Raw genomic sequence first — 26,611 nt, 5'->3', positions numbered from 1 at the left:
TTGCGGTGTCCGGTGCGGCGCGGGAAGGTCGAAGCAGGCAGCTCTCCAGGAGGTCGGTCATGCCCATCGCGACGGTGAACCCGGCGAACGGCGAGACGCTCAAGACGTACGAGGCCATGGGCGAGGAGGAGCTGGAGCGGCGGCTCCAGCTCGCGGAGGCCACCTTCCGTACGTACCGGCTCAGCAGTTTCGTCGACCGCGGACGCCTCCTGATCCAGGCCGCGAACCTGCTGGACGAGGACCAGAAGGACATCGCCCGGGTGATGACCACCGAGATGGGCAAACCGATCAAGCAGGCGCGAGCGGAGGCCGCGAAGTGCGCCAAGGCGATGCGCTGGTACGCCGAGCGCGCGGAGGCCCTGCTCGCCGACGAGCGGCCCGCCGAGGCCGACGTCGAGGACTCCGGCGCCGCGCGGGCCCTGGTGCGCTACCGGCCCCTGGGCCCCGTCCTCGCGGTGATGCCGTGGAACTTCCCGCTGTGGCAGGTGATCCGCTTCGCCGCGCCCGCGCTGATGGCGGGCAACGTCGGCCTGCTCAAGCACGCCTCCAACGTCCCCCAGACCGCCCTCTACCTGGAGGACCTCTTCCACCGGGCCGGCTTCACCGAGGGCTGCTTCCAGACCCTGCTCATCGGGTCGGGCGCGGTGGACGAGATCCTGCGTGACGAGCGCGTCAGGGCGGCGACCCTGACGGGCAGCGAGCCCGCGGGCCGGGCCGTCGCCGCCACCTCCGGCGCGATGGTCAAGAAGACGGTGCTGGAGCTGGGCGGCAGCGACCCGTTCGTGGTCATGCCGTCGGCCGACCTCGACCGGGCCGCCCGGGTCGCCGTCACGGCCCGTGTGCAGAACAACGGGCAGTCGTGCATCGCCGCCAAGCGGTTCATCGTCCACTCGGACGTGTACGACGCGTTCGCCGAACGCTTCACCGAAGGAATGAAGGCGCTGAAGGTCGGCGACCCGCTGGAGGACGACACGGAAGTCGGCCCGCTGGCGAGCGAACAGGGCCGGGCCGACCTGGAGGAACTGGTCGACGACGCCCGGCGCGGCGGCGCCGCGGTGCTGTGCGGTGGCGAACGCCCCGACTGGCCCGGCTGGTACTACCCGCCGACCGTCCTGACGGGCATCACCCGCGAGATGCGCATCCACCGCGAGGAGGCGTTCGGCCCGGTCGCGACGCTGTACCGGGCGGCCGACCTGGACGAGGCGGTACTCATCGCCAACGACTCACCGTTCGGCCTGAGTTCGAACGTCTGGACGACGGACGAGGCCGAGGTGGACCGTTTCGCACGGGATCTGGAGGCGGGGGGCGTCTTCTTCAACGGGATGACGGCGTCCCACCCCGCGTTCCCCTTCGGCGGAGTGAAGCGGTCGGGGTACGGGCGTGAGCTGTCCGGGCACGGAATCCGCGAGTTCTGCAACATCACCACGGTTTGGCACGGCGCCTGAGCGCCGCGCGGCTACGATCCCGGGTGTGAACCGCGAAGTGACCCTGCCCCTGATCGTCGACGACCGCGGGAGCTTGCAGGTGGCTGCCGCCGATGTGAGCAAGCTGCTCCGCACGTTGGGCGGGAGGTGGCTGCACCTCGTCGAGGCGGGCGCGGAGGATCTCGACGAGGACACGGTCGCCGCGCTGACCATCGAGCTGGCCAAACTGGCCGACCGCATCGATGTGGCGTGCATCGCGCACAGCAGCGGGGGGACTTCCTAGCCGGGGCCGAGCACTCCCACCTGAAGGGGCGCGGGGAACTGCGCGAACAACCCCCACGCGCCCGCAGACCGCGTACTACCGGATGGACATCCCGGAGAGCGTCCGAGCGATCACCAACCGCTGGATCTCGCTCGTCCCCTCGAAGATCGTGTAGATCGCGGCATCCCGGTGCATCCGCTCCACCGGATACTCCCGGGTGTACCCGTTGCCACCGAGAATCTGGATCGCCTGCGCGGTGACCTTCTTCGCCGTCTCGCTGGCGTACAGCTTGGACATCGACCCCTCGGCCGCCGTGAACGGCTTCCCGCTGATCGCCATCCAGGAGGCGCGCCAGACGAGCAGCCGGGCCGCGTCGATCTGGGTCCGCATGTCCGCCAGCTGGAAGGCGACACCCTGGTTGTCGATGATCGGCCGCCCGAACTGCTCACGGGTCATGGCGTAGTCGAGGGCGACCTCGTACGCCGCACGTGCCGTGCCGACGGCCATCGCGCCGACGGCGGGGCGCGACGCCTCGAACGTGGCCATCGCCGCGTTCTTCACCCGCTCGCCCCCGGACTTCGCCCGCTCCCGGGCCCGGGCCAGCCGCTCGTCCAGCTTCTCCTTGCCGCCGAGCAGGCAGGAGCCGGGAACCCGCACGTTGTCGAGGACGACCTCGGCGGTGTGCGAGGCGCGGATGCCGTGCTTCTTGAACTTCTGCCCCTGGGCGAGACCCGGCGTGCCCGGCGGGACGATGAAGGAGGCGTGGCCCTTGGAGCCCAGCTCCGGGTCGACGACGGCCACCACGACGTGGACGTTGGCGATGCCGCCGTTGGTCGCCCAGGTCTTCGTGCCGTTGATCACCCACTCGTCCTTGGCCTCGTCGTACACGGCACGGGTGCGCATGGAGGCGACGTCGGAGCCGGCGTCGGGCTCGGAGGAGCAGAACGCGGCGACCTTGACGTCATTGGCGTCGCCGTACATCTGGGGGATCCAGGTGCCGATCTGTTCCTCGGTTCCGTTGGCGAGAACGCCCACGGCGGCCAGTCCCGTGCCTACGATCGAGAGGGCGATGCCCGCATCGCCCCAGAACAGCTCCTCCATGGCCATCGGGATACCGAGGCCGGTGGGGTCGAAGTACTGCTGCGCGTAGAAGTCGAGGGAATAGATGCCGACCTTCGCGGCCTCCTGGATGACCGGCCAGGGAGTCTCCTCACGCTCGTCCCATTCGGCGGCCGCGGGACGGATCACGTCGGCGGCGAAACCGTGCAGCCAGTCCCGGACCTCCTTCTGTTCGTCGTTGAGCTCCATGGTGAACTCGGCCATGTCCCCTCCAGCGGCGGAACGTGCGTGTTACTAGCGGTAACCCGAGTCTGTTACTCACGGGTAGGAAAAGTCAACTCCTGACGACAGCCGTGGAGCTCTCCGGCCCGTTCGCTGTCAGGCTGCTGTCAGGTGTTAGTTTGCGCAGGCGTCACCGAAACACCACGGGTGGGGAGAGCACATGGACACCACGCAGCGGACCGAACAGCAGAGGTCGGCCGACCGCCGACGGCGCGAGTTGCTGGAGGCCGCGGACCGGGTGGTACTGCGCGACGGCCCCCAGGCCTCGATGAACGCGATCGCAGCGGAGGCCGGCATCACGAAGCCGATCCTCTACCGCCACTTCGGCGACAAGGGCGGGCTTTACGCCGCCCTTGCCAAACGGCACACGGACGCGCTGCTGGACTCGCTCCGGGCCGCGCTGGACGCTCCCGCCGAGCGCCGGGAGCGGGTGGAGGCGACCCTCGACACATACCTCGCCGCCATCGAGGCCCGGCCTCAGGTGTACCGGTTCCTCATGCACCCCTCCGAGGGCGGGCAGGGCGGGGACCAGGGGTTCGACGTGGGCAAGCACAGCGCGCCGTTGCTCCGCAGGATGGGCGAGGAGTTGGCTCAGGTGATCGAGGATCGGCTGGACCTCGGGCCCGGGTCGCAACAGCTGGCCCGTGTCTGGGGGCACGGGATCGTCGGGATGATGCATGCGGCCGGGGACTGGTGGCTCGGGGAGCGGCCGTGTTCTCGTGCGGAGCTGGTGCGGAGTCTGGCGGATCTGTTGTGGGGTCGTCTTGCGGCGGCGGGGGACAAGATCGGGGGTCCGGGGTTCTGAGGGTTGTGGGGCGCGTGACGGTCCGTTGTGGCTGGTCGCGCCCACGCGGCGGAGCCGCACCTTGACACAGCCCCGCGCCCCTGAGGTCGGACAGCTCCCCTAGCTCCAAGAGGCTCGGCCCACCTGGCGCATGAGCCTTCTCTTGCGCCAGCCCTCCACCCTGTCCGCGTACACCATCCCCTCCAGGTGGTCGTACTCGTGTTGCAAGCATCTGGCAAAGAATCCCGTGCCGTGGATCGTGATCGGGTCGCCGGTCATCGTGTGGCCCTCGATCACGGCGTGGTCGTAGCGTTCCGTCCCCGCCTCCAGGCCCGGCAGGGAGAGGCAGCCCTCGGGGCCCCGCAGGACGATTCCGTCCGCCTCCACCAGCCTCGGGTTCACGACATGGCCCACGTGGCGGACGTCCTCGTCGTCGGGGCAGTCGTAGACGAAGACGCGATGGGACTCGCCGACCTGGTTGGCGGCCAGGCCTACGCCCTGGGCCGCGTACATCGTGGCGAACATGTCCTCGACGAGTCGGGCGAGTTCGGGGCCGAATTCGGTGACCTCCCCACAGGGTTCCCCCAGGACGGGATCACCGAGGAGACTGAGGGGTCTGACGCGCCCGCGCGCGCCCGGGATGGAGCCGTGTCGCATGGCGGCAAGGGTACGGTCCCTTCTGACACGCGCATGCCGTACGGGCGTGTGGGTGGTGCCGCGGTTCGGGAGTGCGAATGGATCTCGATAGGCTGACCACCTACCACGGTGCCGTCAGGCCATAGGCGCGGCGCGTACGCAAGGAGGATCGAGAACTGATGGCAGGCAACTCGGACCCGCTCACGCCGCGGGCCAAGCTGGCCGTGACCGCCGGCAAGGCGGTCGCTGCGGCATCCCGAGCCGCCGGACGCGGCAGCGGTTCGGTGATCGGTGGCCGGGTGGCGCTGAAACTCGACCCCGACCTGCTCGCCCGGCTCGCCCAGCACCTGGACGTCGTCCTCGTCTCGGCGACCAACGGGAAGACGACGACGACCCGGCTGATCGCCGAAGCGCTGCGGGCCGCCGGGCCCGTGGTGTCCAACGCGCTCGGCGCCAACATGCCGGCCGGCATCACCTCGGCGCTCGCGGGCGGTTCGGAGTCCAAGTACGGCGTCATCGAGGTCGACGAGAAGTACCTCGCGGGCGTGGCCCGGGACACCGCCCCCAAGTGCATCGCCCTGCTCAACCTCTCCCGCGACCAGCTCGACCGCGCCGCCGAGACGCGGATGCTCGCGGAGAACTGGCGGGAGGGGCTGGCCGGCTCCAAGGCGGTCATCGTCGCCAACGCCGACGACCCGCTGGTCGTCTGGGCCGCTTCCTCCTCCCCCAACGTGGTGTGGGTCGCCGCCGGGCAGATGTGGAAGGACGACGCCTGGTCGTGCCCGTCCTGCGGTGGTGTCATGCAGCGGCCGGGTGACGACTGGTTCTGCGGTGAGTGCGGGTTCCGGCGTCCGCAGCCGAGCTGGGCGCTGTCCGGGGACCACGTGCTCGATCCGCACGGGTCCGCCTGGCCCATCCATCTCCAGCTGCCCGGTCGCGCCAACAAGGCCAACGCGGCCTCCTCCGCCGCCGTCGCCGCCGTCTTCGGGGTGCCGCCGCAGGTGGCACTGGAGCGCATGTACCAGGTGCAGGCCGTCGCCGGGCGCTACGACGTCGTCCAGTTCCAGGGCCGTGACCTGCGGCTGCTGCTCGCGAAGAACCCGGCGGGCTGGCTCGAAACGTTCAGCCTGATCGATCCTGCACCGGCTCCGGTGATCCTCTCGGTGAACGCGCGCGGCGCCGACGGCACCGACACCTCCTGGCTGTGGGACGTCGACTACACGCGGCTGACCGGCCACCCGATCTTCGTCATCGGCGACCGCAAGCTGGACCTCGCGGTGCGTCTGGAAGTGGCGAACCAGCACTTCCAGGTGTGCGAGAACGTCGACCAGGCGGTGCAGATGTGCCCGCCGGGCCGGATCGAGGTCATCGCGAACTACACCGCGTTCCAGGACCTGCGCCGCCGCGTCGGCAACTGACCACGAAGGACGACCAGTTCATGAGCGACAACCAACTGCGGATCGTCTGGGTCTACCCGGACCTGCTCAGCACCTACGGCGACCAGGGCAATGTCCTGGTCGTGGAGCGCCGGGCACGGCAGCGCGGCCTCGACGTGGCCCGCCTCGACGTGCGCAGCGACCAGCCGATCCCGACCTCCGGGGACATCTACCTGATCGGTGGCGGCGAGGACCGGCCGCAGCGGCTCGCGGCGGAGCGGCTGCGCCGCGACGGGCACCTGTACCAGGCGGTGCAGAACGGCGCGATCGTGTTCGCGGTCTGCGCCGGCTACCAGATCCTGGGCCACGAGTTCATCAACGACCTCGGCCAGCGCGAGCCGGGCCTCGGTCTGCTCGACGTCACGACCGTGCGCGGTGAGGGCGAGCGGTGCGTCGGTGACGTCCTCGCGGACATCGACCCGCGGCTCGGGCTGCCGCCGCTGACGGGCTTCGAGAACCACCAGGGCGTCACCCGTCTGGGCCCGACCGCCCGCCCGTTCGCCCGCGTCCAGCTCGGCAAGGGCAACGGCACCGGCGACGGCACCGAGGGGGCGTACAACGACACCGTGTTCGGTACGTACATGCACGGGCCGGTGCTCGCCCGCAACCCCCTCATCGCGGACCTGCTGCTGAAGCTGGCGCTCGACGTGAACGCGCTCCCGCCGACCGACGACCGCTGGTACGAGGCCCTGCGCAACGAGCGCATCGCGGCTGCGCAGCAGCCTGCGTGAACACAGTTGCGCAGCAGCCTGCGCGGCCGCCTGCGTGAGTTGTCCGTTCACCTGCTTTTCGGAGCACCGTCAGCAGCCCGTCTGACGGTGCATCCGCACAGGTGAGCAGGCACGTCCAGCAGGCGGACGCATGCTTCGGCCCCGCCCCCTCCTGCCGCTAGGGTGGCGGGGATCGAGCCGGACGACGGGGTCCGGATCCGGCCCTCGTGGAGAAGGTTTAACGGGCTATGCGCATTGGTGTCCTCACGTCCGGCGGCGACTGCCCCGGCCTGAACGCCGTCATCCGGTCCGTCGTGCACCGTGCCGTCGCCGACCACGGCGACGAGGTCATCGGTTTCCGGGACGGCTGGAAAGGCCTCCTGGAGTGCGACTACCTCAAGCTCGACCTCGACGCCGTGGCCGGCATCCTGGCCCGCGGCGGCACCATCCTCGGCTCCTCCCGGGTCCAGCCCTCGCATCTGCGGGACGGTGTGGAGCGGGCCAAGGGCCATGTCGAGGAGCTCGGCCTCGACGCGATCATCCCCATCGGCGGTGAGGGCACCCTCAAGGCCGCCCGGCTGATGTCCGACGCCGGACTGCCCATCGTGGGTGTGCCGAAGACCATCGACAACGACATCGCCGTCACCGACGTCACCTTCGGCTTCGACACGGCCGTCGGCGTGGCCACCGAGGCCCTCGACCGGCTGAAGACCACCGCCGAGTCCCACCAGCGGGTCCTCGTCGTCGAGGTCATGGGGCGGCACACCGGCTGGATAGCGCTGCAGTCCGGCATGGCGGCGGGCGCCCACGCCATCGTCGTACCGGAGCGGCCCTTCGACATCGAGGAGCTGGCCCGCAGGGTCGGCGAGCGGTTCGAGGCGGGGAAGCGGTTCGCGATCGTCGTCGCGGCGGAGGGCGCGAAGCCCCGCGCCGGGACCATGGACTTCGACGAGGGCGGCAAGGACATCTACGGGCACGAGCGGTTTGCCGGGATTGCGCGGCAGTTGTCCATCGAGCTGGAGGACCGGCTCGGCAAGGAGGCCCGTCCTGTCATCCTCGGGCATGTGCAGCGAGGCGGTACGCCCACCGCGTACGACCGTGTGCTGGCCACTCGGTTCGGGTGGCATGCGGTGGAGGCTGCGCATCGGGGGGAGTTCGGGAAGATGACGGCGCTGCGGGGGACGGACATCGTGATGGTGCCGCTGGCCGAGGCCGTCGAGACGCTCAAGACGGTGCCTGCCGAGCGGTACGCCGAAGCGGAGTGCGTGCTTTAGCCGTCCGGCGGGTGCGGGTTGTGTGTGGTTGCTCGCGCCCGCGCGGCGGAGCCGCAAATCGACACAGTCCCGCGCCCCTTCAGGTAGGCATGCTTGCCCCCGGTCGAGAGTTCGGCCGGGGGCGGTTCTACTCTTGTGGGCGGCAGTAAACGTACAACCCCCCACGAATCAGGAGCCGCCCAAATGGATCACAGCGGGCACGGCATGCATACGGATCTCTTGCCGTTCACGCTGGGGCGGGGGCTGCAGTGGTCGGCGGACCCGTTCTTTCTCGTGGCTTGTGTGGCCGGGCTCGGGCTGTACGGCTGGGGGGTCGTGCGGCTGCGGCGGCGGGGGGACGCCTGGCCCGTCGGGCGGACCGTGTCGTTCGTGGCCGGCGTGCTGACCGTGATGCTCATGATGTGCACCGCGCTGAACGACTACGGGATGGTCATGTTCAGCGTGCACATGGTCCAGCACATGGTGATCAGCATGCTGTCGCCGATCCTGGTGCTGCTCGGCGCGCCGGTCACGCTGGCGCTGCGTGCGCTGCCGACGGCCGGCGGAGGGCGCAAGGGGCCGCGTGAGCTGCTGCTGATGCTGCTGCACAGCCGGTACATGCGGATCATCACGCATCCGGCGTTCACCATTCCGATGTTCATCGCGTCGCTGTACGCGCTGTACTTCACGCCCCTCTTCGACTTCCTGATGGGTTCCAGGGCCGGGCACATCGCGATGATGGTGCACTTCTTCGCCGTCGGTGTGGTGTTCTTCTGGCCGATCATCGGGGTGGACCCGGGGCCGCACCGGCCGGGGTACCTGATGCGGATGCTGGAGCTGTTCGCCGGGATGCCGTTCCACGCGTTCTTCGGCATCGCGCTGATGATGGCGTCGGCGCCGATGGTGGAGTCGTTCGGCGACCCGCCCGCCTCGCTCGGCATCGACGCGCTCTCCGACCAGAACGCGGCCGGCGGTATCGCCTGGGCGTTCAGCGAGATCCCGTCGGTGCTGGTGCTGATCGCACTGCTGTTCCAGTGGTACGGCTCCGAGCAGCGGCAGGCCCGCCGCAAGGACCGGGCGGCCGACCGGGACGGCGACAAGGAGCTGGAGGCGTACAACGCCTATCTCGCGTCGCTCAACGCCCGCGGCGGCGGCTGAGGCCGGGCCACCGTGAAGAACCCGGGGCGCCGTCGGGGAAGCCGGGGCACCATGGAGGTGGACACGCCCAGCGGAGGGCGGCCCTGAGGAGGGTGTCGCGATGGCAGGTTCCACGGACAGTTCCACGAAGACCATGGGGGTGCTCACCGTCGGCGGGCTCGTCGTGGTGACCGCCTACACGGTGGCGCTCGGCAGCAATGGCTGGCTGTGGTTCGGGTGGGTCGTGCTCGGGCTGATCACGCTCGCGATGATCGTGCTGAAGACCGGCTGATCACTCGGGGGTGAGGCGGGCCGCCGAGTGGACGCCCGGCTGGTACTTCGGCAGCCGGGCGGTGATCCTCATCCCCGCGCCTACGGCCGTCTCGATGACGAGGCCGTAGTCGTCGCCGTACACCTGGCGGAGCCGGTCGTCGACGTTGGACAGGCCGATGCCGCCGGAGGGGCTGACCTCGCCGGCCAGGATGCGGCGCAGCAGGACCGGGTCCATTCCGGCGCCGTCGTCCTCGATGACGACCAGGGCCTCGGCGCCGGCGTCCTGCGCCGTTATCTGTATGTGGCATTTGTCCGCCTTGCCTTCCAGGCCGTGCTTGACGGCGTTCTCCACGAGGGGCTGGAGGCAGAGGAAGGGCAGGGTGACCGGGAGCACCTCCGGGGCGATCTGGAGGGTGACGGCGAGGCGGTCGCCGAAGCGGGCGCGGACCAGGGCCAGGTAGTGGTCGATGGCGTGGAGTTCGTCGGCGAGGGTGGTGAAGTCGCCGTGCCTGCGGAACGAGTAGCGGGTGAAGTCGGCGAACTCCAGCAGCAGCTCACGGGCGCGTTCGGGGTCGGTGCGGACGAAGGACGCGATGACGGCGAGCGAGTTGAAGACGAAGTGCGGGGAGATCTGGGCCCGTAGCGCCTTGATCTCCGCCTCGATCAGTTTCGTGCGGGACTGGTCGAGGTCCGCCAGCTCCAGCTGGACGCTCACCCAGCGGGCCACCTCGCCCGCCGCCCGGACGAGGACGGCCGACTCGCGGGGCGCGCAGGCGACCAGGGCGCCGTGCACGCGGTCGTCGACGGTGAGCGGGGCGACCACGGCCCAGCGGACCGGGCAGTCGGCGTGGCCGCAGCTGAGGCGGAAGGCCTCGCCGCGGCCGCTCTCCAGGGGTTCGGCCAGCCGTTCCATGATCTCGGTGCGGTGGTGCGACCCCACGCCGTCCCAGGCCAGCACCTCCTTCTGGTCGGTGAGGCAGAGCGCGTCCGTGCCGAGCAGGGTGCGCAGCCGGCGGGCGGACTTGCGGGCCGTCTCCTCGGTGAGGCCGGCCCGGAGCGGGGGCGCGGCGAGGGAGGCCGTGTGCAGGGTCTGGAAGGTGGCGTGCTCGACGGGGGTGCCGAGGCCGCCGAGGTTCTCTGGGCGTGCGGTGCGGCGGCCCAGCCAGAAGCCGACGGCGAGGAAGGGCAGGATCGCCATGCACACGCCCGCCAGGAATCCGCTCATGCCTCGGCCCCTCTCGCTCTGAGCTCCTCCGCCGCCCTCAGTTCCTCCGTGCGCAGCTCCTCCGGCAGGTGGAAGCGGGCCAGGATCGCCGCCGTGCCGGCCGGGATGCGGCCCGGGGTGGCCAGGGACACCAGGATCATGGTGAGGAAGCCGAGCGGTACGGACCACAGCGCCGGCCAGGCGAGGAGCGCGTGCGGAGTGCCCGTGACCGGCAGGCCGGCCATGGTCGCGGCGACCGCCACGAACGCCGACCCGCCGCCCACCACCATCCCGGCGACCGCCCCCGGCGGGGTCAGCCGGCGCCACCAGATGCCGAGGACGAGCAGCGGGCAGAAGGAGGACGCCGACACCGCGAAGGCGAGGCCGACCGCGTCGGCCACCGGCAGTCCTCCCACCAGCAGGCTGGCCGCCAGCGGTACGACCATGGCGAGGCCGGTGCCCAGCCGGAAGTGCCGTACGCCCCGGGTCGGCAGGACGTCCTGGGTGAGGACGCCCGCGACGGCCATCGTCAGCCCGGACGCCGTGGACAGGAACGCGGCGAAGGCACCCCCGGCGACCAGTGCGCCCAGCAGGTCGCCGCCGACACCGCCGATCATGCGGTCGGGCAGCAGCAGGACCGCGGCGTCGGCGTCGCCGGTGAGGGCGAGTTCGGGGGCGTACAGGCGGCCGAGGGCGCCGTAGACGGGCGGCAGGAGATAGAAGGCGCCGATCAGGGCGAGGACGGCGACCGTGGTGCGGCGGGCGGCGACTCCGTGCGGGCTGGTGTAGAAGCGGACGACGACGTGCGGCAGGCCCATCGTGCCGAGGAAGGTGGCGAGGATCAGGCCGTACGTCGCATAGAGCGGGCGTTCCTGGCGGCCTGCGGCGAGGGAGGTCGACATGCCGCCGTTGGCGCCGCGCTCGGCGGTGGGGACGGGCGTGCCCTCGGCGAAGGTGAGGCGGGTGCCGCGCTCGATGTGGTGGGTGCCTGCGGGGAGGCTCAGGACGGTGTCCTGGTGCGGGCGGCCGTCGACCGCGCCGTCCACCGTCACGGTCAGGGGGCGGTCGAGTTTCAGGTCGAGGGTGTCGTCGACGCGGACCGTGCGCTGCTCACGGAAGGCGGCCGGCTCCTCGAAGGCGTGCCGGGAGGCTCCGTCGCCCTGCCAGGCGAGGACCAGGAACAGCGCGGGCACGAGGAGGGCGGTGAGCTTGAGCCAGTACTGGAAGGCCTGCACGAAGGTGATGCTGCGCATACCGCCCGCCGCGACGGTCGCGGTGACGACGACCGCGACGATCAGCCCGCCGAGCGAGTCCGGCGCACCCGTGAGGACCGTCAGGGTCAGCCCCGCCCCCTGGAGCTGGGGCAGCAGGTACAGCCAGCCGACGCCGACGACGAGGGTGCCCGCGAGCCGTCGTACCGCGTGCGAGGCGAGGCGGGCCTCGGCGAAGTCGGGCAGGGTGTAGGCGCCGGAGCGGCGCAGCGGGGCGGCGACGAACAGGAGCAGGACGAGGTATCCGGCGGTGTAGCCGACTGGGTACCAGAGCATGTCGGGGCCCTGGACCAGGACCAGGCCCGCGATGCCGAGGAAGGAGGCGGCGGACAGGTATTCGCCGCTGATGGCGGCGGCGTTGAGGCGGGGGCCGACGGTGCGGGAGGCGACGTAGAAGTCGGAGGTGGTGCGGGAGATGCGCAGGCCGAAGGCGCCGACGAGGACGGTCGCGACGACCACCAGGGCGACGGCGGGGACGGCGTACGCCGAGTTCATCCGACCCGCCCCTATCGGTCTTCGACCAGCCGCACGAAGTCCCGTTCGTTGCGTTCGGCGCGGCGGACGTACCAGCGGGCCAGCAGGACGAGCGGGAGGTACAGACAGAAGCCGAGCACCGCCCATTCCAGGCGGTGGGCGTCGGGCATCGCGGCGAAGAGCAGCGGCAGGGGGCCGACCAGGAGGGCCAGGACCGCGAACACGGTGAGCGCGGCGCGCAGTTGGGAGCGCATGAGGGAGCGGACGTAGGTGTGGCCGAGGGTGGTCTGCTCGTCGATCTCGGTGCGCGGGCGGTAGTAGCCGGAGTCACGGCGGGTGCGGCGGGTACGGCGGGGCGGGCCGGTGACGACGACCCGCCGCTCGGCGGGGTCCTGGTGCGGCACGGTCAGGGCCTCCTCATCAGCAGGTCCCGCAGTTCGCGGGCGTGGCGGCGGCTGACCTGGAGTTCCTCGGCGCCGACCAGGACGCTCACCGTGCCGGCGTCCAGGCGGAGCTCGCCTATGTGGCGCAGGGCGACGAGGTGGCGGCGATGGATGCGGACGAAGCCGCGGGCGCGCCAGCGCTCCTCCAGGGTGGAGAGGGGGATGCGGACGAGGTGGCTGCCGCGGTCGGTGTGCAGACGGGCGTAGTCGCCCTGGGCCTCGACGTGGGTGATGTCGTCGACGGCGACGAACCGGGTCACGCCGCCGAGCTCGACGGGTATGTGGTCGGGGTCGGGCTCGTGCACGGGGATGCGGGGCGCGGCGCCGCGCTGTTCGGCGGCGCGGCGGACGGCCTCGGCGAGGCGTTCCTTGCGGACGGGCTTGAGGACGTAGTCGACGGCCTTGAGGTCGAAGGCCTGGACGGCGAAGTCCTCGTGGGCGGTGACGAACACGACCAGCGGCGGCCGGGCGAACCCGGTGAGCAGCCGGGCCAGGTCGAGGCCGTCGAGGCCGGGCATCTGGATGTCGAGGAAGACGACGTCGATGGCCTCCGGGCCGTCGGGGCCGGACTCCAGGGCCCGGTTGATGCGGCGCAGCGCCTCGGTCGCGTCGCCGGCGCCCTCCACGCTGCCGATGCGGGGATCGGCGTTCAGCAGGTACAGCAGTTCCTCGAGCGAGGGGCGTTCGTCGTCGACGGCGAGGGCGCGCAGCATGAACGTGGAGTGTAGGGGCGATCGGCACGGCTGGACATGTGCCGGGGTGTGGACGTATCCGCTGGATACAGTGCCCGCATGAACAGCGGCACTGCCCCTTTCGACGAGCTCGACCGGAAGATCGTCACCGCTCTGATGGCGAACGCCAGGAGCAGCTTCGCGGAGATCGGGTCGGCGGTCGGCCTGTCCGCGACAGCGGTCAAACGCCGGGTGGACCGGTTGCGGGACACCGGGGTGATCACGGGGTTCACGGCCACGGTGAAGCCGGCGGCGCTGGGCTGGCGCACGGAGGCGTACGTGGAGGTGTACTGCGAGGGGGCCGCTCCTCCGCGGCGGCTCGCGGAGGTGGTGCGCAACCATCCGGAGATCACGGCGGCGATGACGGTGACGGGCGGGGCGGACGCGCTGCTGCATGTGCGGGCGCGGGACGTGGAGCACTTCGAGGAGGTGCTGGAGCGGATCCGGGTCGAGCCGTTCATCCGGAAGACGATCAGTGTGATGGTGCTGTCGCATCTGCTGCCGGAGAGCCCGGAGGCGGGAGCCACCCATGCGGCCCCGGATGACGCAGCGAACCTGCGTGAGCAGCGCTGATTGCGCAGCAATCATGCGTGAACACGCAGCGTTCGTTTCTTGTAGCGCTCCGCTGTCGCTTCTTACCTTGAAGACATGTCCGAGAGTGTGACCACCGGCCGTGTGCCGAGCGCCCGGCGCTTCCTCGTCTGCGAACCCAGACACTTCGCCGTGCAGTACGCGATCAATCCCTGGATGCATCCCGACACACCCGTCGACGTGGATCTCGCCCAGGAACAGTGGCGGGCGCTGATCAGCGCCTACCGGGCCCACGGCCACAGCGTGGACACCGTGGAGCCCGCCCCCGGTCTGCCCGACATGGTCTTCGCCGCGAACTCGGCGGTCGTGGTGGGCGGCCGGGTCTTCGGCTCGCTCTTCCACGCCCCGGAGCGGCGCGCTGAGTCCGTGCACTACGACACCTGGTTCAAGACCGCCGGGTACCAGGTGTACCGGCCGGAGTCGGTCTGCGAGGGCGAGGGCGACCTGGTGTGGACCGGCCGGTACGTGCTGGCCGGCACCGGTTTCCGTACGACCCGGGAGGCGCACCGCGAGGTGCAGGAGTTCTTCGGCCACCCGGTGATCAGCCTGACCCTGGTGGATCCGCACTTCTACCACCTGGACACCGCGCTGTTCGTCCTGGACGGCGAGAACATCTCCTACTACCCGGAGGCGTTCTCGCCGGGCAGCCGCGAGGTGCTCGCGCGCCTCTACCCGGACGCGGTGCTCGCCACCCGCGACGACGCCATGGTGTTCGGGCTCAACTCCGTCTCCGACGGCCGCCATGTCTTCATCGCGCCCCGCGCCGAGGCGCTCGCCGCCCGGCTGGCCGAGCGCGGCTATGTCCCCGTCCCCGTCGACCTGTCCGAGTTCCAGAAGGCCGGCGGCGGCATCAAGTGCTGCACCCAGGAGATCCGTTCATGACCGCACCCGTCGTCCCCGCGCGTTCGTCCGAGGCCGTCACCGCGCGCTCCTCCGGTGAGCTGATCCGCGCCGAGGAGCCGGTCCTGGCGCACAACTACCATCCGCTGCCCGTGGTCGTGGCGCGCGCCGAGGGCACCTGGGTGGAGGACGTGGAGGGCCGCCGCTACCTGGACATGCTGGCCGGCTACTCGGCCCTCAACTTCGGTCACCGCCACCCCCTGTTGATCGAGGCGGCGCACCGCCAGCTGGACCGGCTCACCCTCACCTCCCGCGCCTTCCACAACGACCGGCTGGCCGAATTCGCCGAGCGGCTCGCGGAGTTGACGGGCCTGGACATGGTGCTGCCGATGAACACCGGCGCCGAGGCGGTCGAGAGCGGCATCAAGGTCGCCCGCAAGTGGGCCTACGAGGTGAAGGGCGTCCCGGCCGACCGGGCGACGATCGTCGTCGCGGCGGAGAACTTCCACGGCCGTACGACGACGATCGTGAGCTTCTCGACGGACGAGACGGCCCGGACGGGCTTCGGGCCCTTCACGCCGGGCTTCCGGATCGTGCCGTACAACGATCTGGCGGCGCTGGAGGCGGCGGTCGACGAGACCACGGCCGCGGTGCTGATCGAGCCGATCCAGGGCGAGGCGGGGGTCGTGATCCCCGACGACGGCTATCTGGCCGGGGTGCGGGAGCTGACCCGCCGGGCGAACTGCCTGTTCATCGCGGACGAGATCCAGTCCGGTCTGGGGCGGACCGGCCGGACGCTGGCCGTGGAGCACGAGGGGGTCGTCCCCGACGTCCTGCTGCTCGGCAAGGCGCTCGGTGGCGGGATCGTGCCGGTGTCGGCGGTGGTGGCGCGGCGCGAGGTGCTGTCCGTGCTGCGGCCGGGCGAGCACGGGTCGACGTTCGGCGGCAATCCGCTGGCGGCCGCGGTCGGCACGGCGGTGGTGGAGCTGCTGGAGACGGGCGAGTTCCAGCAGCGGGCGGCGGACCTGGGGAGCGTCCTGCGGGACGGTCTGACCGGCCTGGTCGGCAAGGGCGTCGTGGGTTTCCGGGCCCGGGGCCTGTGGGCGGGCGTCGACATCGACCCGGCCCTCGGCACCGGCCGCGAGGTCAGCGAGCGGCTGATGCGGGAGGGCGTCCTGGTCAAGGACACCCATGGCTCGACCATCCGGCTGGCGCCACCGCTGACGATCACGGGCGAGGAACTGCGCTCGGCGCTGGAGGCCTTGGAGAAGGCACTGACTCAGGGGTCCTAGGTCGTGTCCGCAAAGTCCCGTCGTCCGCCCGAAGGGCGGGCCCCGCGGTGTCCGGTGCGTGCTCTCGGCGTGCCGGGCGTCGCGGGGCTGGGGGCACCCCCTCTGGGGGAGGGACTTTGCGGACACGACCTAGGCCCCGCGCCCTGCGGATGACCTGACAGGGGCCTCCCGGGTGGCCCGGTCGGTGTCGTGCAGGCAGGGTGAAGATTGAGTCAGGAGGTGGTAGACCACTCTCAGCGACAGAGAGGTCGACCGTGGGCACACACGACGAGGACGGCGTTGCCCGCCGGCGGTTCGACGTGGCGGACGCCGCGCCCCTGCTGCTCGACGGCCGGGGCGTGGTGACGAGTTGGACCAGGGACGCCGAGCGGCTGCTGGGGTATGCGGCGGCCGAGGCGGTGGGCAAGGATCTGGCCGGGCTGCTGACCCAGGGGGACGCCGGCCGGATGCCGGAGATGCTGGAACGGTGCCGTCGGGACGGCGGCTGGAGCGGGCTGCTGTCCGCCCGGCGCGAGGACGGCCGGCCGGTGCCGGTCATGGCCCGGTTCACGTCCGCGCACGAGCCCGGCGGTCCGGCCCGCTGGCTGGTGCTGCTGAACGAGATGGGGGACTCCCCCGGCTGGACCATGAGCCGTTCCGTTCTGGAGCAGATGGTGTCCGAGTCGCCGATCGGCATCGCGATCGTGGACACCGACCTGCGGTTCGTGTGGTCCAACGAGGCCCTGGCCCGGTTCGGCGGGGGCCGGCCGGAGCAGCGGCTGGGGCTGCGGATGGCGGACGTCCAGCCGGGCCTTGACGCCGAGGCGGCCGAGGCGCAGATGCGGCGGGTGCTCGAGAGCGGCGAGACCGTCGTCGGCTACGAGCACGTCGGGCATCTGCGGACCGCCCCGCACCGCGAGACCGCGCACATGCTGTCGTTCACCCGGCTCGACGACGACCACGGCAACCCGATGGGTGTCTACTACACGGTCGTCGACATCACCGACCGCCACCGCGCCCGGCAGCGGCTCGCCCTCCTCGACCGGGCGGGCCGGGGTATCGGCAGCAGCCTGGACATCGTCCGCACCGCCCAGGAACTGGCCGACGTGGCCGTCACCGGATTCGCCGACGCGGTCGCCGTGGACCTGCTGGAGCCGGTCCTGCGCGGCGCGGAACCCGCACCGGCCCAGGCGACACCGCCGGGCTCGCCCGACGCCGTACCGCTGCGCCGGGCGGGGCTGCGGCGGACCGGGACTCCCCCGGGCCGGGACGGCACCGGGGACGCCGACGTGCCCGTGGTCCTGTACGCGGCCGCGTCCCCTCCCGTCCGCTGTCTTCGTACCGGCCGTCCCTGGCGGGGCGAGTCGCTCGACCCGCTCGTCGAGGACTGGGTGCCGGACGTGCCCGGGGAGCCGGCGTCCGGTCCCGTGAGCGCGCTGATCGTGCCGGTGCGGGCGCGGGGCGCCACGCTCGGTGTCACCACCTTCCTGCGGCGCCGCCGGCGGGAGCCGTTCGACGCCGACGACGTGGCGCTCGCCGAGGATCTCGTCTCGCGGGCGGCCGTCTGTGTGGACAACGCCCGCCGCTACACCCGTGAGCGGGACGCGGCCCTGGTGCTGCAGCGCAACCTCCTCCCCCACCGGCTGCCCGAGCAGGACGCGGTCGAGGTGGCCGCCTGCTACCGGCCCGCGGACGAGCTGACCGGCCTCGGCGGCGACTGGTACGACCTGATCCCGCTGTCGGCGGCACGGGTGGCGCTCGTGGTGGGCGAGGTGCCGGGACACGGCATCGACGCCGCCGCCGCCATGGGGCGCGTACGGACCGCGGTACGCACCCTCGCCGCCCTGGACCTGCCGCCGGAGGAAGTCCTCGCCCACCTGGACGATCTGGTCGCCCGGATGCACCGCGAGGAGGGGCTGGAGGCGGGCGCCCAGACGGAGGGTGCCGGATGCGTGTACGTCGTCTACGACCCGGTGGACGGGCGGTGTGCGATGGCGGCCGCCGGGCACCCCGCCCCGGCGGTCGTCCTGCCCGACGGCACGATCACGTTCGTGGACCTGCCGCAGGGGTCGCCGCTCGGCGCCGGCGGGCCGCCGTTCGAGTCGGCGGAGCTGACCCTGCCGGAGGGCAGCACGCTGGCGCTGCACACCGACGGATTGCTGGCGCAGGGCGACGAGTGGGCGCTGGACGCCGACCGCACCCGGCTGCGGCAGGCCCTGGAACAGCCTGCGGACACGCTGGACGTGCGCTGCCGGGCCGTGGTCGACGCGCTCGTCCCGGCCCGCCCGTTCGACGACGTGGCCCTGCTGATGGCCCGTACCCGCCTGCTGTCCCCGGACCGGGTCGCCGACTGGGAGCTGCCCGCCGACCCGGCCGCGGTCGCCGAGGCCCGCAAGACCGCGAGTCGCAGGCTGGCCGAGTGGGGACTGGCGGAGCTGTCGTTCACCACCGAGCTGGTGGTCAGCGAGCTGGTCACCAACGCCATCCGGTACGCCACCGGCCCCATCCGGCTGCGGCTGGTGCGTGAGCGCACCCTGGTCTGCGAGGTCTTCGACGGCGGCGCCACCGCACCCCATCTGCGGCATCCGCGCGCCACCGACGAGGGGGGCCGCGGCCTGCTGCTGGTCTCCCAGGTCACCCAGCGCTGGGGCACCCGTTTCCTCGGCGAGGGGAAGATCATCTGGGCCGAGCAGTCCCTCACGGAGCCCGATGCGTGACGCCCGGGCCCTTACACCTCACATGACGTGCGAAAATTACCCGAACCGGTGAATATGGCGCAGTACCGGCGGACGGGGCGCGGCGATGAACGACACGGCGATCGACTACGCGGCGGTCTTCCAGGCCCTGCCCGGCATGGTGGCGCTGCTGAGACCCGATCTCGTGTACGCGGACGCCAACGAGGAGTTCCTGCGCGTCGCGGGCCGCAGGCGCGAGCAGGTGATCGGCCGGCATCTCTTCGAGGTCTTCCCGGACAACCCCAACGACCCGGGCGCGAGCGGCGTCCGCAATCTGCAGGCCTCGCTGGACCGGGTGCTGGCCACCGGCGAGCGCGACGCGATGGCCCTGCAGCGCTACGACGTCGAGGACCCCGACCGGCCCGGGGAGTGGGACGAGCGGTACTGGAGCCCGGTCAACGCGCCGGTGTTCGGCCCGGACGGCTCGGTGGTGCTGCTCGTGCACCGCGTCGAGGAGGTCACCGAACTGATCCGGGCCCGCAACTCCCGGACCGTGGGGCGCCCGGGCAGCCGGGCCCGGGTGCTGGAGGCCGAGCTGTACACGCGCGCCCGGGAGCTGCAGGAGCTCAACGAGCGGCTGCGCCTGGCGCACGCCCGGGAACGGGAGGTGGCCCTCGCCCTGCAGGAGGCGATGCTGCCCGGGGGTGCCACCGACGACACGGCACTCGTCGTCGTGCGGCTGTGAGGGTCGATACACCTAACGGCGGTTGATGCCGGGCACGTGGACGCCGTAGAAGTCCAGCATCTTCAGGGTGCGTGCCCGCGTCCGCTCCTTCATGTACGGCCAGGCGGCCTCGACGAGGCCCTCGGCGTTCAGGAGCTGTTCGAGAACCTCGAAGTAGGCGGCGCCCCGGACGCTCTCCAGCGAATGCTCCGTGAGCCGTTCCACGAAGGTCCAGCAGCGTTCGAGCAGTTCCCTGTCCGGGGTGTCGCTCTCCAGCTGCGGCATCAGAACGGGCGTCGTGAAGCACTCGGCCAGCACCGAGTAAAGATCCAGGGACGCGTCCTCGGTCAGAACGGCCCGCTCGGCCGGCATGTCGTACTTGTCGGCGATGAACGGCGCGGTCTCGGGGACCGTGCCCAGCAGGAGGGCGGGAAGTTCGTCGACGGGGATCTCAGTCATGTCTTTTCCGGGGTCGGGTGGTACGGGGGCACAGGCACGGGGCCCGCCGGAACGACGGGCCCCGCACACAGTGGACGTCAGGCGCAGTTACCGCTCGACGGGTCGCAGACCGATGATCCCCCGGTGTCGGGGTAGAACGGGTCCACAGTGGCGTCGGAGACGCCCAACGGGTCGAAGACGTCCTTGAACATCTCCCAGGCGCCTCGCTTCGCGCCGTACTCCCTCACGTAGGAAGGAGCCTGGGCCGCCTGCAGTACGCCGCCGGCGATTCCGAGGGTCCGGGAGAAGCCGCGCAGCCGGGTGGGCTGCCCGACGGGCTCGGGGCCCTTGAACTTCGTCGCCGGCTTGAAGTCCTGGCCCGTGAGGTCCTTGACGGCGGGCGTCTTCATCACGGCGTCGAAGTTCGTCTTGATGGCCGTCTTCATGTGCGCGTCACCGTCCATCGCCTTCTTGATGTTGCCGGTGACGTCACGGGAGTTCAGCGCGTCCCACAGCTCCTGCGCCTCGGCCTTGGCGACTGCCAGGTCCTTGTCGGACAGCAGGAACTTCTGCGTGTTCTTTCCCGTCTCCCTGGCCTTGCGGTCGTTGTCCAGCACGTCCGAGAGGGCCTTCATGGTCGACCAGCCCTTCTGGACGTGCAGTTCGGTGTGGCCGTCGAGGGGCTCCCCCGTGTTGAACTCGTAGACGATCGCCGTCGATATCTTCCCGTTGCCGAAGACCTGCTTGGCGCGTGCCTTGGGATAGATCTGCTGCAGCGCCCCGCGCAACTTGCCGTTGCTCACCGCCGGCGCGGACGCCCGCCGCTGCATGAAGCCCGGGTTCTTGTTGGGCACCCTGTTGAGCAGCTTGTGGATGGCCTTCTTCACGGCCTTGAAGATGCTGAGGAACCCGAAGAACTTGCCGTCCGGGTCGGCGTACACCAGCGGGTTGTTGTTGCCGTAGGTGTAGCCGTTCATCTGCTGCGGGTCGGCCAGGTCCATCACCGGGTCGACGGAGAGGAACCGGCCGGTCTGCGGGTCGTACTCGCGCGCCCCGAGGTGGGTGAGGCCGGTGTCCTTGGTGTCGTCGATGCCGCCGACGAAGGATCTCGTGCCGGGCCAGGAGGCCGGCGCGGTGCCGCGGCTGCCGCCGAAGGGCGTCACCCGGCGCTGGGTGAGGGTCAGGTCCGCCGCGGCGACGGCCAGCAGGCCGGTGCCGTGGTGGTCGGCGAGGGTGAAGGAGAACGTGCCGTCGTCGGCACGGACCGCCTGGTGGCCGCTGCCCAGGTCGATGTACCGGGTCGCCTTGGCCTTGGTCGCGCCCTTGTCGAGGGTGACGTCGGTGTGGCCGAGGTGCAGCGTGGTCCGGGTGCCGGTGCGGGAGATGAGCCGGTTGCCGTTGGCGTCGTACAGGTACTCGGTGACGTTGTCCGGCTTGCCGTCGACGGGTTCGGTCACCTTGGCGAGGAGCCCCTCGGCGTCCCAGTCCAGGTGCTGCTTGCCGCGGTCGGTGGTGTTGCCGGTCGGGTCGTACTTGTAGTCCGTCGTGGTCTTCGCCCCGGCCGGGCCCTCGGTGGTGACCGAGGTCAGCGTGTGGGCCTGGGCGGCACCCGGGCCCGGGTACTCGTAGCTGCGCTTGACGTCCTTGGTGGTGTCGCCTGCGGGGTTGTGCTGGACGTCGGTCAGCCGGTTGCCGGCCTTGTCGTAGGTGTACGACTGCCAGTACGGGGCCGGGCCGCCGATCTTCGCGGCGGACGGGGTCGCGGCGCAGGTCTGGTCGCCCTGCGTCCAGGCCTCGGTCAGCCGGCGCAGGTAGTCGTAGCTGAAGCACTGGTTGTCGGTGCCGGTGCGGGAGACGTCGTTGAGGGAGAGGACGTTGCCTGCCTCGTCGTAGCGGAAGGTGACGTTCTGGTCGACGCCCGCCTGTTCCTCACGGTCGACGCGGGTGGTCGAAAGACGCTGGGTACCGAACTCGTAGGTGTTGGTGACCTGCGTCTTCTTGCCGCCGCTGGTCAGGCCGAAGGTGTACACCAGCGGCTTGCCGGTCTGGCTGTAGGTGGCGGTGGAGGTCATGCCCTGGCCGAACACGGAGACCGGGCGCAGGGTCTGGTCCTCGTACGTGTAGTTGACCGAGCCGCCCGGCAGGGAGCCGGCCGCCGAGTAGCTGAGTGAGGCGATCAGACCGGAGGGCTTGTAGGCGGTGCCGGACTGGTAGGTGCCGGCCAGGGCGCCCTCGGACGCGGGGATCACGGTCGCCGTCTTCGTCGCCCGGTAGAGCTTGTCGTACGCGGTGACGGCGGTGGTGTACGCCTCACCGTTCACGTACCGGGTGGACTCGGCGAGCTGGCCCTTGGCGCCCGTGACGGTGTCGTAGGTCCACTTGACCCGCAGCTTGCCGGTCGCCGAGCCCTCCCGCAGTTCGGTCTTGCGGCCCAGTCCGTCGTAGGAGTTGAACAGGCCGGTGCCGCGGGCGTCGGTGCTGGAGAGGACCAGGTTGCGGTCGTCGTACCTGGTGTCGGTGCGTCCCTTGTCGGGGTCGGTGAAGGAGAGCTGGTTGCCACGCTGGTCGTAGGTGTGGCTCCAGCTGTTGCCGGCCTGGTCGGTGACCTTCAGCAGCTGACCCGCCGGGGTGTGCTGGTAGGTGGTCGTGTCGTACGCCGACTCGGGTGCGCGGGTGTGGTGCTGGCGCAGTTCGGTGACGTTGCCGCGGGCGTCGGTCAGGGTGGTGACCGTGGTGGCGCCGACCGGCGGGATCACCGTGGTGCGGTCGCCGCCGTAGATCGTCTTCGTGACGCCGAGGACCTTGCCGCCGTCGCCGTTGCCGGCGAGCTGCTTCTCCTCCACCGGGCGGCCCATACCGTCGTAGGCGGTACGGGTCTGGGTCTCCACACCGAGGGCGTCGGCCGGCTTGAACAGCTCGGTGACCGGCGCGCCCGTGGCGTAGTACGGGGCGAACGTCTTGGCGGTGAGGCCTCGTTCGTCGAAGAAGACGTCGGAGATGATCCGGCCGCCGTCCGGGCCCGGCGCCTGGGACTGCCGCTCCCGCAGGAAGCCGTCGTAGAGCTTGTACGACGTGATCTGGCCGCCCTCGTTGTCGAGCAGCTTGGTGGCGACGGTGACCGGCTTGCCCTCGGTGACCATGTAGGCGTACTCGTAGGTGGGCACGCCGGTGGTCGCGCGGTCGGCGAGCCACACCTTGCTGAGGCGGCCGAGCGCGTCGTAGGTGGACGTGGTCGTGTTGTTGTTGGTGTCGGTCTGCTTCAGGAGCAGGCCGCGCAGCGGGTCGAGATCCTTGGTGGTGGTCTGCGCCGTGGCCGGAACGGCCGGGTCGGCGGGCGGGGTGGTCGTCTTCGTCTGCGTGGGCAGTCCGGTGGTGGGGACGAAGGCCGTCGTGGTGGTGCGGCCGTCCTTGCGCACCGTGCGGACGGGCTCGGCGTCGCCGGTGACGGTGACGTCGGCGGTGAGGTCGGTGACGGCCAGCTCGCGGCCGTAGTCGTCGTAGGTGGCGCCGGCCTCCAGGTAGGTCGCCTTGGTGCCGTTGTGGCTCTTCAGCGGTGCGGTGGCCGTCGCGTCGCCCTTGGTGGGCGCCGCGCCGTAGGCGCCGCCGTCGTAGGCGGTGCGCACGTCGTCGATGACGTCCTTGGAGCGGTCGACGGTGGCGTCACAGGCCTTGCCGACGGTCTCCTCGCGGGACGGCAGGAGGAGGATGTTCTTCTCGGTGTTGGTGGCGTACGTGGTGCGCACGCACCGGTCGTCGGCGGCCGTCGCCGGGTCGCCCTGGTCGTCGACCTGGGTGACCCGGCCGGCGACGGTGTCGTGGGTCGTCGAGCTGGACGTGGTGCGCCACTTGGTGCCCGCGCCGTCGTCCAGGGAGACCCAGGCCCGGCTGTCGGAGACGCCGGTGAAGTCGGCGGTGACGGTGCCCCAGTCGCGGGTCTTCCTCGCCGTCTCGTGGTGCCAGGGCCGACTGACCGTCTTGCTCATCACCTTGCCGCCGGGCTGGTCGAAGGCGACCTGCTTGTACTCGAAGCCGGCGGCCGACCCGTGGTCGGTGATCGGGTCGCCCTCGCCCGTGCCGAGAGCGACGGTCACGGACTTGGTGCCGCCCGTGGTGTCCTTGCGGTCGCCGTCCATGCCGCGCAGGAAGTAGTGGTCCTCCTGCGACTTCATGGCGGCGGCGCCGCCCTGGCCGCCGTTCTTGACGCGGACGTGGCCGTAGCCGCGCCACTGCGACCAGGTCTTGTACTTCTCCTTGGTGAGGCCGTCGTCGTCGTCGAAGTGCCAGGCCGCGCCGTCGAGGTACTCGTAGGAGGTCACCTGGTCGGGGGCGCCGCCGGTGCGGTCGGTCGCGGTGACGGAGGTGACGACGTACTTGTTGAACCACTCGCGCTCGGGGGCGTCGGTGCTGTCGCCGCCGATGTACTGCGGGAAGCAGCGAGTGGTGTTGGTCTGCGGGGTGGGCAGGGCGTCCGCGTCACAGGCGGGCGCCGAGTAGTTGGCGTCGATCTGTCCGCCCGACTCGTCGGCCACGGTGGACAGGCGGGCCTTGATGAACGGGGCGTAGCCGTCGCCGATCCTGTCCAGCCGGTTGGCGAGCTGGGTGTAGGCGAAGGTGGTCTTCGGCAGGGTGATCGGCGCGGTGGCGGTGTGGCCGGTGTGCTGGACGCTGTCGAGCAGCAGCTGGTAGTCCGTGTCGGCCATGCCCCAGCGGTGGCCGAGCTTCCAGGAGTCGACCTTGCCGTAGGTGCCGTCGGACTTCAGGACCTGGGTGGTGACCTCGGTCAGCCGCTTACGCGTCCAGAAGGAGGGCGAGAGGCGGCCGCTGTCGCACTTGGTGTCGGCCTTGCAGTTCAGGTCCCACGGCGTGTCGTACCAGTAGAACGACTTGTCGCCGATGGTGTCGGGGGCGCAGGTCACGCCGTCCTGGGGCAGGCAGCGCTCGGCGTTGTCGAGGACGACCTGGGCGAGCGGCTTGTCCGCGAACATCCGGGAGGAGCGCAGACCGTAGTCGATCCGCTGGAGGTAGCCGCCGCGGGTGTACGGGGTGTCGTCCTCGGCCTTGAGGTTGCGGCCGTAGTTGTTGGTCTCCTTGACGTAGTGGTAGCCCATCGCGTTGCCGTGGGTGTCCACGACGTAGTCGAGGTTCCACCGCCAGGCCTGAGGGCACCAGGAGCCGGCGAAGTCGGAGGCGTGGCACGGCTCACCGGCGTTGTTGCCGAAGACCGGCACGGTCCAGGTGGAGTCGGTGGTCTCCTTGCCGTCGGTCCAGCCGGGCAGACGGTGGTAGCCGAAGTAGTAGCGGGTGCCGTCGGGGGTCGTGACCCGCCAGTACTCGCCGTTGTCGTCGCCGTTGCCGCGGTCGGTGCTGTCGAGATGGGCGACGCGGGTGCCGTCGTCCTGCGTCAGCTTGAACTCGCCGTCGCCGGCGGGGACCAGCTCACCGCCCTTGCCGTTGAAGGAGATGAACGCGTTGTCGTAGGACCAGCACAGGTCGCCCGGCTTGCTGCCGTCGGCCCTCTTCTCACCGTCCTCGGCGCAGGGCTTGTAGCGGCGCTCGATGTAGCCGGGCCACAGGTCGAAGCCGTCGCCCACCCAGGAGCCCTGGTTGTTGGTGGTGCCGGTGCGGCCGTCGACGGAGCCCGAGGAGTAGTCCAGGCCCACCTCCGGTGTGAGGTCGCCGGGCACGTCGGGCACCGGCATGTCGTACGACCAGGTGAAGTCACCGGTGTTGAGATTGGTGTTCCAGGTCGCGGACGGGGAGAGCGAGGTGGCCTTGTAGTCGCCCTTCTCGCCGCCGGTCTCGGCGGCTGCGGCCAGGACCGTCATGCTGCCGGAGCGCAGGCTCACCGCGCTCGCGGTCAGCGTCCTGGCGTCGGTGTCGTTGCGGCCGGCCAGGGGCGTGCTCTTGCGGCAGGCCTCCTTGGCGGGGGTGGTGAGCGCGCAGGCGGGCAGCTGCACGAGGTGCAGCCGGGAGGCGTAACCGCCGCCGTAGGCCTCGGCGAAGTCCGCGTAGTCGACGGTGACGGAGACCTTGCCGGCCCCCTTGCCCGCGTCGGCGGACCTGAGCGCGGGTGCCTTGTTCGTGGGGTTCTTCGCCTCAAGGGTGAAGAGCAGGCCGTCGATGCCGGCGCGGCGGGCCTGGTCACGGCTGGTGACGCGGGCCTCGACGGTGCCCTGGGCGGCTTCGCCCGCCTTCTTCACGGGGGCGAAGGCCAGGGGCAGCGCGCCGGCCCGGGCGGTGCCGTGCTCCGGCAGCCTCACCGTGGCGGCGGCGGCCTTCGGCCAGGTGCTCTTCGGTGCTTTCGCGGGCGTCCTGGGGCCCTTGGTGAGCGTACGGGGCTTGATCTTGATGCCGTTGGTACCGGGGACCGCCTTGTCGGCCTTGGGCACGGCGGGCAGGGGGTGGCCGCCGGCTGCCGCGGCCGGACTCGCCGCGGCCTGGATCAGTCCGCCGACCATGAGCGCCGACACGGCCAGGGCTATCGGCCGGTGCAGGGCTGTCGGGGAGAGACGTGGGGGTTTGGATCTCATGCGTATGCCGTCCATCAGGCTGAGAGAAGAGAGAGAAGAAGAAGGGGGGTGGTGGGGGCCCCGGGGGGGGGCCCCCCCCCCCCGCCGCCGGGCCCCGCCCCCCGCGCCCGGCCCCGGGGCCCCCAACAACCCCCACCCCCACGCCACACCCCCCCCTGAGGAT

20 protein-coding genes and 1 pseudogene are annotated in these 26,611 nt (G+C 71.0%); 13 read left to right on the top strand and 8 right to left on the bottom strand.

Features of this window, described 5'->3' with window-relative positions:
* The first annotated feature begins 59 nt into the window (after positions 1 to 59).
* Together ACIRF9_RS41820 and ACIRF9_RS41815 are read left to right on the top strand one after the other, a co-directional pair.
* Positions 60 to 1,445 carry an NADP-dependent succinic semialdehyde dehydrogenase gene (locus tag ACIRF9_RS41820; protein WP_403833699.1) on the top strand — a complete coding sequence of 462 codons (1,386 nt, stop codon included), beginning with the start codon at positions 60 to 62 and terminating at the stop codon, positions 1,443 to 1,445.
* A 25-nt stretch (positions 1,446 to 1,470) separates the two neighbouring features.
* Positions 1,471 to 1,707: a DUF6213 family protein gene (locus ACIRF9_RS41815; protein WP_403833697.1), complete on the top strand. Its 237-nt coding sequence runs from the start codon at positions 1,471 to 1,473 to the stop codon at positions 1,705 to 1,707.
* A gap of 75 nt (positions 1,708 to 1,782) precedes the next feature.
* Here ACIRF9_RS41815 and ACIRF9_RS41810 read toward each other — a convergent pair whose 3' ends face one another.
* Positions 1,783 to 3,009 (bottom strand): acyl-CoA dehydrogenase family protein, encoded by a 1,227-nt coding sequence (locus tag ACIRF9_RS41810; RefSeq protein ID WP_403833694.1) that lies wholly within the window; start codon positions 3,007 to 3,009, stop codon positions 1,783 to 1,785.
* Positions 3,010 to 3,187: 178 nt separating this feature from the next.
* Between ACIRF9_RS41810 and ACIRF9_RS41805 the strand changes: the two genes are divergently transcribed.
* On the top strand, positions 3,188 to 3,832 hold the full coding sequence (locus ACIRF9_RS41805; protein WP_352341172.1) for a TetR family transcriptional regulator: 645 nt from the start codon (positions 3,188 to 3,190) through the stop codon (positions 3,830 to 3,832).
* 99 nt (positions 3,833 to 3,931) lie between these two features.
* On the opposite strand, the gene def is transcribed toward ACIRF9_RS41805, so the two are convergent.
* Positions 3,932 to 4,468, bottom strand: coding sequence for a peptide deformylase (gene def / locus ACIRF9_RS41800; protein WP_403833690.1), 537 nt, complete (start codon positions 4,466 to 4,468; stop codon positions 3,932 to 3,934).
* A gap of 158 nt (positions 4,469 to 4,626) precedes the next feature.
* On the opposite strand from def, the gene ACIRF9_RS41795 reads away from it, so the two are divergent.
* The 5 genes from ACIRF9_RS41795 to ACIRF9_RS41775 all read left to right on the top strand — a co-directional run bounded on the left by ACIRF9_RS41795 (position 4,627) and on the right by ACIRF9_RS41775 (position 9,275).
* Entirely contained in the window at positions 4,627 to 5,865 is a 1,239-nt protein-coding gene (locus ACIRF9_RS41795; RefSeq protein WP_403833688.1) for a MurT ligase domain-containing protein, read from the top strand.
* Between the two features lie 20 nt (positions 5,866 to 5,885).
* Complete coding sequence (locus ACIRF9_RS41790; RefSeq protein ID WP_403833685.1) at positions 5,886 to 6,614, top strand: type 1 glutamine amidotransferase; 729 nt, start codon at positions 5,886 to 5,888, stop codon at positions 6,612 to 6,614.
* Positions 6,615 to 6,841: 227 nt separating this feature from the next.
* Entirely contained in the window at positions 6,842 to 7,867 is a 1,026-nt protein-coding gene (locus ACIRF9_RS41785) for a 6-phosphofructokinase (RefSeq protein ID WP_403833683.1), read from the top strand.
* A gap of 183 nt (positions 7,868 to 8,050) precedes the next feature.
* Positions 8,051 to 9,004, top strand: coding sequence for a cytochrome c oxidase assembly protein (locus tag ACIRF9_RS41780; RefSeq protein ID WP_403833681.1), 954 nt, complete (start codon positions 8,051 to 8,053; stop codon positions 9,002 to 9,004).
* Positions 9,005 to 9,104: 100 nt separating this feature from the next.
* Positions 9,105 to 9,275 carry a hypothetical protein gene (locus tag ACIRF9_RS41775; protein WP_403833679.1) on the top strand — a complete coding sequence of 57 codons (171 nt, stop codon included), beginning with the start codon at positions 9,105 to 9,107 and terminating at the stop codon, positions 9,273 to 9,275.
* Here ACIRF9_RS41775 and ACIRF9_RS41770 read toward each other — a convergent pair whose 3' ends face one another.
* Genes ACIRF9_RS41770 through ACIRF9_RS41755 form a run of 4 tightly spaced genes read right to left on the bottom strand, consistent with a single transcriptional unit; the run spans position 9,276 to position 13,361 of the window.
* The gene (locus ACIRF9_RS41770; RefSeq protein ID WP_403833677.1) at positions 9,276 to 10,481 is read right to left on the bottom strand and encodes a sensor histidine kinase; all 1,206 of its coding nucleotides are present in this window, start codon (positions 10,479 to 10,481) and stop codon (positions 9,276 to 9,278) included.
* Positions 10,478 to 12,226, bottom strand: coding sequence for a cation acetate symporter (locus tag ACIRF9_RS41765; RefSeq protein ID WP_403833674.1), 1,749 nt, complete (start codon positions 12,224 to 12,226; stop codon positions 10,478 to 10,480). The genes ACIRF9_RS41770 and ACIRF9_RS41765 overlap by 4 nt, the downstream gene beginning before the upstream one ends.
* Positions 12,227 to 12,237: 11 nt before the next feature.
* Positions 12,238 to 12,615 (bottom strand): hypothetical protein, encoded by a 378-nt coding sequence (locus ACIRF9_RS41760; protein WP_403833893.1) that lies wholly within the window; start codon positions 12,613 to 12,615, stop codon positions 12,238 to 12,240.
* Positions 12,612 to 13,361 carry a LytR/AlgR family response regulator transcription factor gene (locus tag ACIRF9_RS41755; RefSeq protein WP_403833672.1) on the bottom strand — a complete coding sequence of 250 codons (750 nt, stop codon included), beginning with the start codon at positions 13,359 to 13,361 and terminating at the stop codon, positions 12,612 to 12,614. Before ACIRF9_RS41755 ends, ACIRF9_RS41760 begins: the two co-directional genes overlap by 4 nt.
* A 78-nt stretch (positions 13,362 to 13,439) precedes the next feature.
* Here ACIRF9_RS41755 and ACIRF9_RS41750 point away from each other — a divergent pair, with 78 nt between their 5' ends.
* The 5 genes and pseudogenes from ACIRF9_RS41750 to ACIRF9_RS41730 form a co-directional block, all read left to right on the top strand.
* A complete protein-coding gene (locus tag ACIRF9_RS41750; RefSeq protein WP_403833670.1) occupies positions 13,440 to 13,952 on the top strand; it encodes an Lrp/AsnC family transcriptional regulator in 513 nt (170 codons plus the stop codon).
* Positions 13,953 to 14,027: 75 nt separating this feature from the next.
* On the top strand, positions 14,028 to 14,852 hold the full coding sequence (ddaH, locus tag ACIRF9_RS41745) for a dimethylargininase (RefSeq protein ID WP_403833668.1): 825 nt from the start codon (positions 14,028 to 14,030) through the stop codon (positions 14,850 to 14,852).
* The gene (rocD, locus tag ACIRF9_RS41740; RefSeq protein ID WP_403833666.1) at positions 14,849 to 16,102 is read left to right on the top strand and encodes an ornithine--oxo-acid transaminase; all 1,254 of its coding nucleotides are present in this window, start codon (positions 14,849 to 14,851) and stop codon (positions 16,100 to 16,102) included. Before ddaH ends, rocD begins: the two co-directional genes overlap by 4 nt.
* 254 nt (positions 16,103 to 16,356) lie before the next feature.
* Entirely contained in the window at positions 16,357 to 18,798 is a 2,442-nt protein-coding gene (locus tag ACIRF9_RS41735) for a SpoIIE family protein phosphatase (protein WP_403833664.1), read from the top strand.
* A gap of 85 nt (positions 18,799 to 18,883) precedes the next feature.
* A pseudogene (locus ACIRF9_RS41730) lies at positions 18,884 to 19,456 on the top strand (PAS domain-containing protein); the annotation flags it as partial.
* Between the two features lie 57 nt (positions 19,457 to 19,513).
* Here the strand turns inward: ACIRF9_RS41730 and ACIRF9_RS41725 are convergent.
* Together ACIRF9_RS41725 and ACIRF9_RS41720 are read right to left on the bottom strand one after the other, a co-directional pair.
* Positions 19,514 to 19,939 (bottom strand): hypothetical protein, encoded by a 426-nt coding sequence (locus ACIRF9_RS41725; RefSeq protein ID WP_403833662.1) that lies wholly within the window; start codon positions 19,937 to 19,939, stop codon positions 19,514 to 19,516.
* A gap of 77 nt (positions 19,940 to 20,016) precedes the next feature.
* Complete coding sequence (locus tag ACIRF9_RS41720) at positions 20,017 to 26,448, bottom strand: RHS repeat-associated core domain-containing protein (RefSeq protein ID WP_403833660.1); 6,432 nt, start codon at positions 26,446 to 26,448, stop codon at positions 20,017 to 20,019.
* Between the last annotated feature and the right edge of the window lie 163 nt (positions 26,449 to 26,611).

The sequence above is a fragment of the Streptomyces sp. NPDC096132 genome (genome assembly GCF_044763345.1).
Classification (GTDB): Bacteria; Actinomycetota; Actinomycetes; order Streptomycetales; family Streptomycetaceae; genus Streptomyces.
The sequence above is the reverse complement of the archived record's forward strand: the minus strand, read 5'-3'. Positions and strand labels throughout refer to the sequence as shown.

Coding starts and splice junctions, on each gene's coding strand:
- ACIRF9_RS41820 (WP_403833699.1), top strand. CDS start 60: ATGCCCATCGCGACGGTGAACCCGGCGAACGGCGAGACGCTCAAGACG.
- ACIRF9_RS41810 (WP_403833694.1), bottom strand. CDS start 3,009: ATGGCCGAGTTCACCATGGAGCTCAACGACGAACAGAAGGAGGTCCGG.
- ACIRF9_RS41805 (WP_352341172.1), top strand. CDS start 3,188: ATGGACACCACGCAGCGGACCGAACAGCAGAGGTCGGCCGACCGCCGA.
- def (WP_403833690.1), bottom strand. CDS start 4,468: ATGCGACACGGCTCCATCCCGGGCGCGCGCGGGCGCGTCAGACCCCTC.
- ACIRF9_RS41795 (WP_403833688.1), top strand. CDS start 4,627: ATGGCAGGCAACTCGGACCCGCTCACGCCGCGGGCCAAGCTGGCCGTG.
- ACIRF9_RS41790 (WP_403833685.1), top strand. CDS start 5,886: ATGAGCGACAACCAACTGCGGATCGTCTGGGTCTACCCGGACCTGCTC.
- ACIRF9_RS41785 (WP_403833683.1), top strand. CDS start 6,842: ATGCGCATTGGTGTCCTCACGTCCGGCGGCGACTGCCCCGGCCTGAAC.
- ACIRF9_RS41780 (WP_403833681.1), top strand. CDS start 8,051: ATGGATCACAGCGGGCACGGCATGCATACGGATCTCTTGCCGTTCACG.
- ACIRF9_RS41775 (WP_403833679.1), top strand. CDS start 9,105: ATGGCAGGTTCCACGGACAGTTCCACGAAGACCATGGGGGTGCTCACC.
- ACIRF9_RS41770 (WP_403833677.1), bottom strand. CDS start 10,481: ATGAGCGGATTCCTGGCGGGCGTGTGCATGGCGATCCTGCCCTTCCTC.
- ACIRF9_RS41765 (WP_403833674.1), bottom strand. CDS start 12,226: ATGAACTCGGCGTACGCCGTCCCCGCCGTCGCCCTGGTGGTCGTCGCG.
- ACIRF9_RS41755 (WP_403833672.1), bottom strand. CDS start 13,361: ATGCTGCGCGCCCTCGCCGTCGACGACGAACGCCCCTCGCTCGAGGAA.
- ACIRF9_RS41750 (WP_403833670.1), top strand. CDS start 13,440: ATGAACAGCGGCACTGCCCCTTTCGACGAGCTCGACCGGAAGATCGTC.
- ddaH (WP_403833668.1), top strand. CDS start 14,028: ATGTCCGAGAGTGTGACCACCGGCCGTGTGCCGAGCGCCCGGCGCTTC.
- rocD (WP_403833666.1), top strand. CDS start 14,849: ATGACCGCACCCGTCGTCCCCGCGCGTTCGTCCGAGGCCGTCACCGCG.
- ACIRF9_RS41725 (WP_403833662.1), bottom strand. CDS start 19,939: ATGACTGAGATCCCCGTCGACGAACTTCCCGCCCTCCTGCTGGGCACG.
- ACIRF9_RS41720 (WP_403833660.1), bottom strand. CDS start 26,448: ATGAGATCCAAACCCCCACGTCTCTCCCCGACAGCCCTGCACCGGCCG.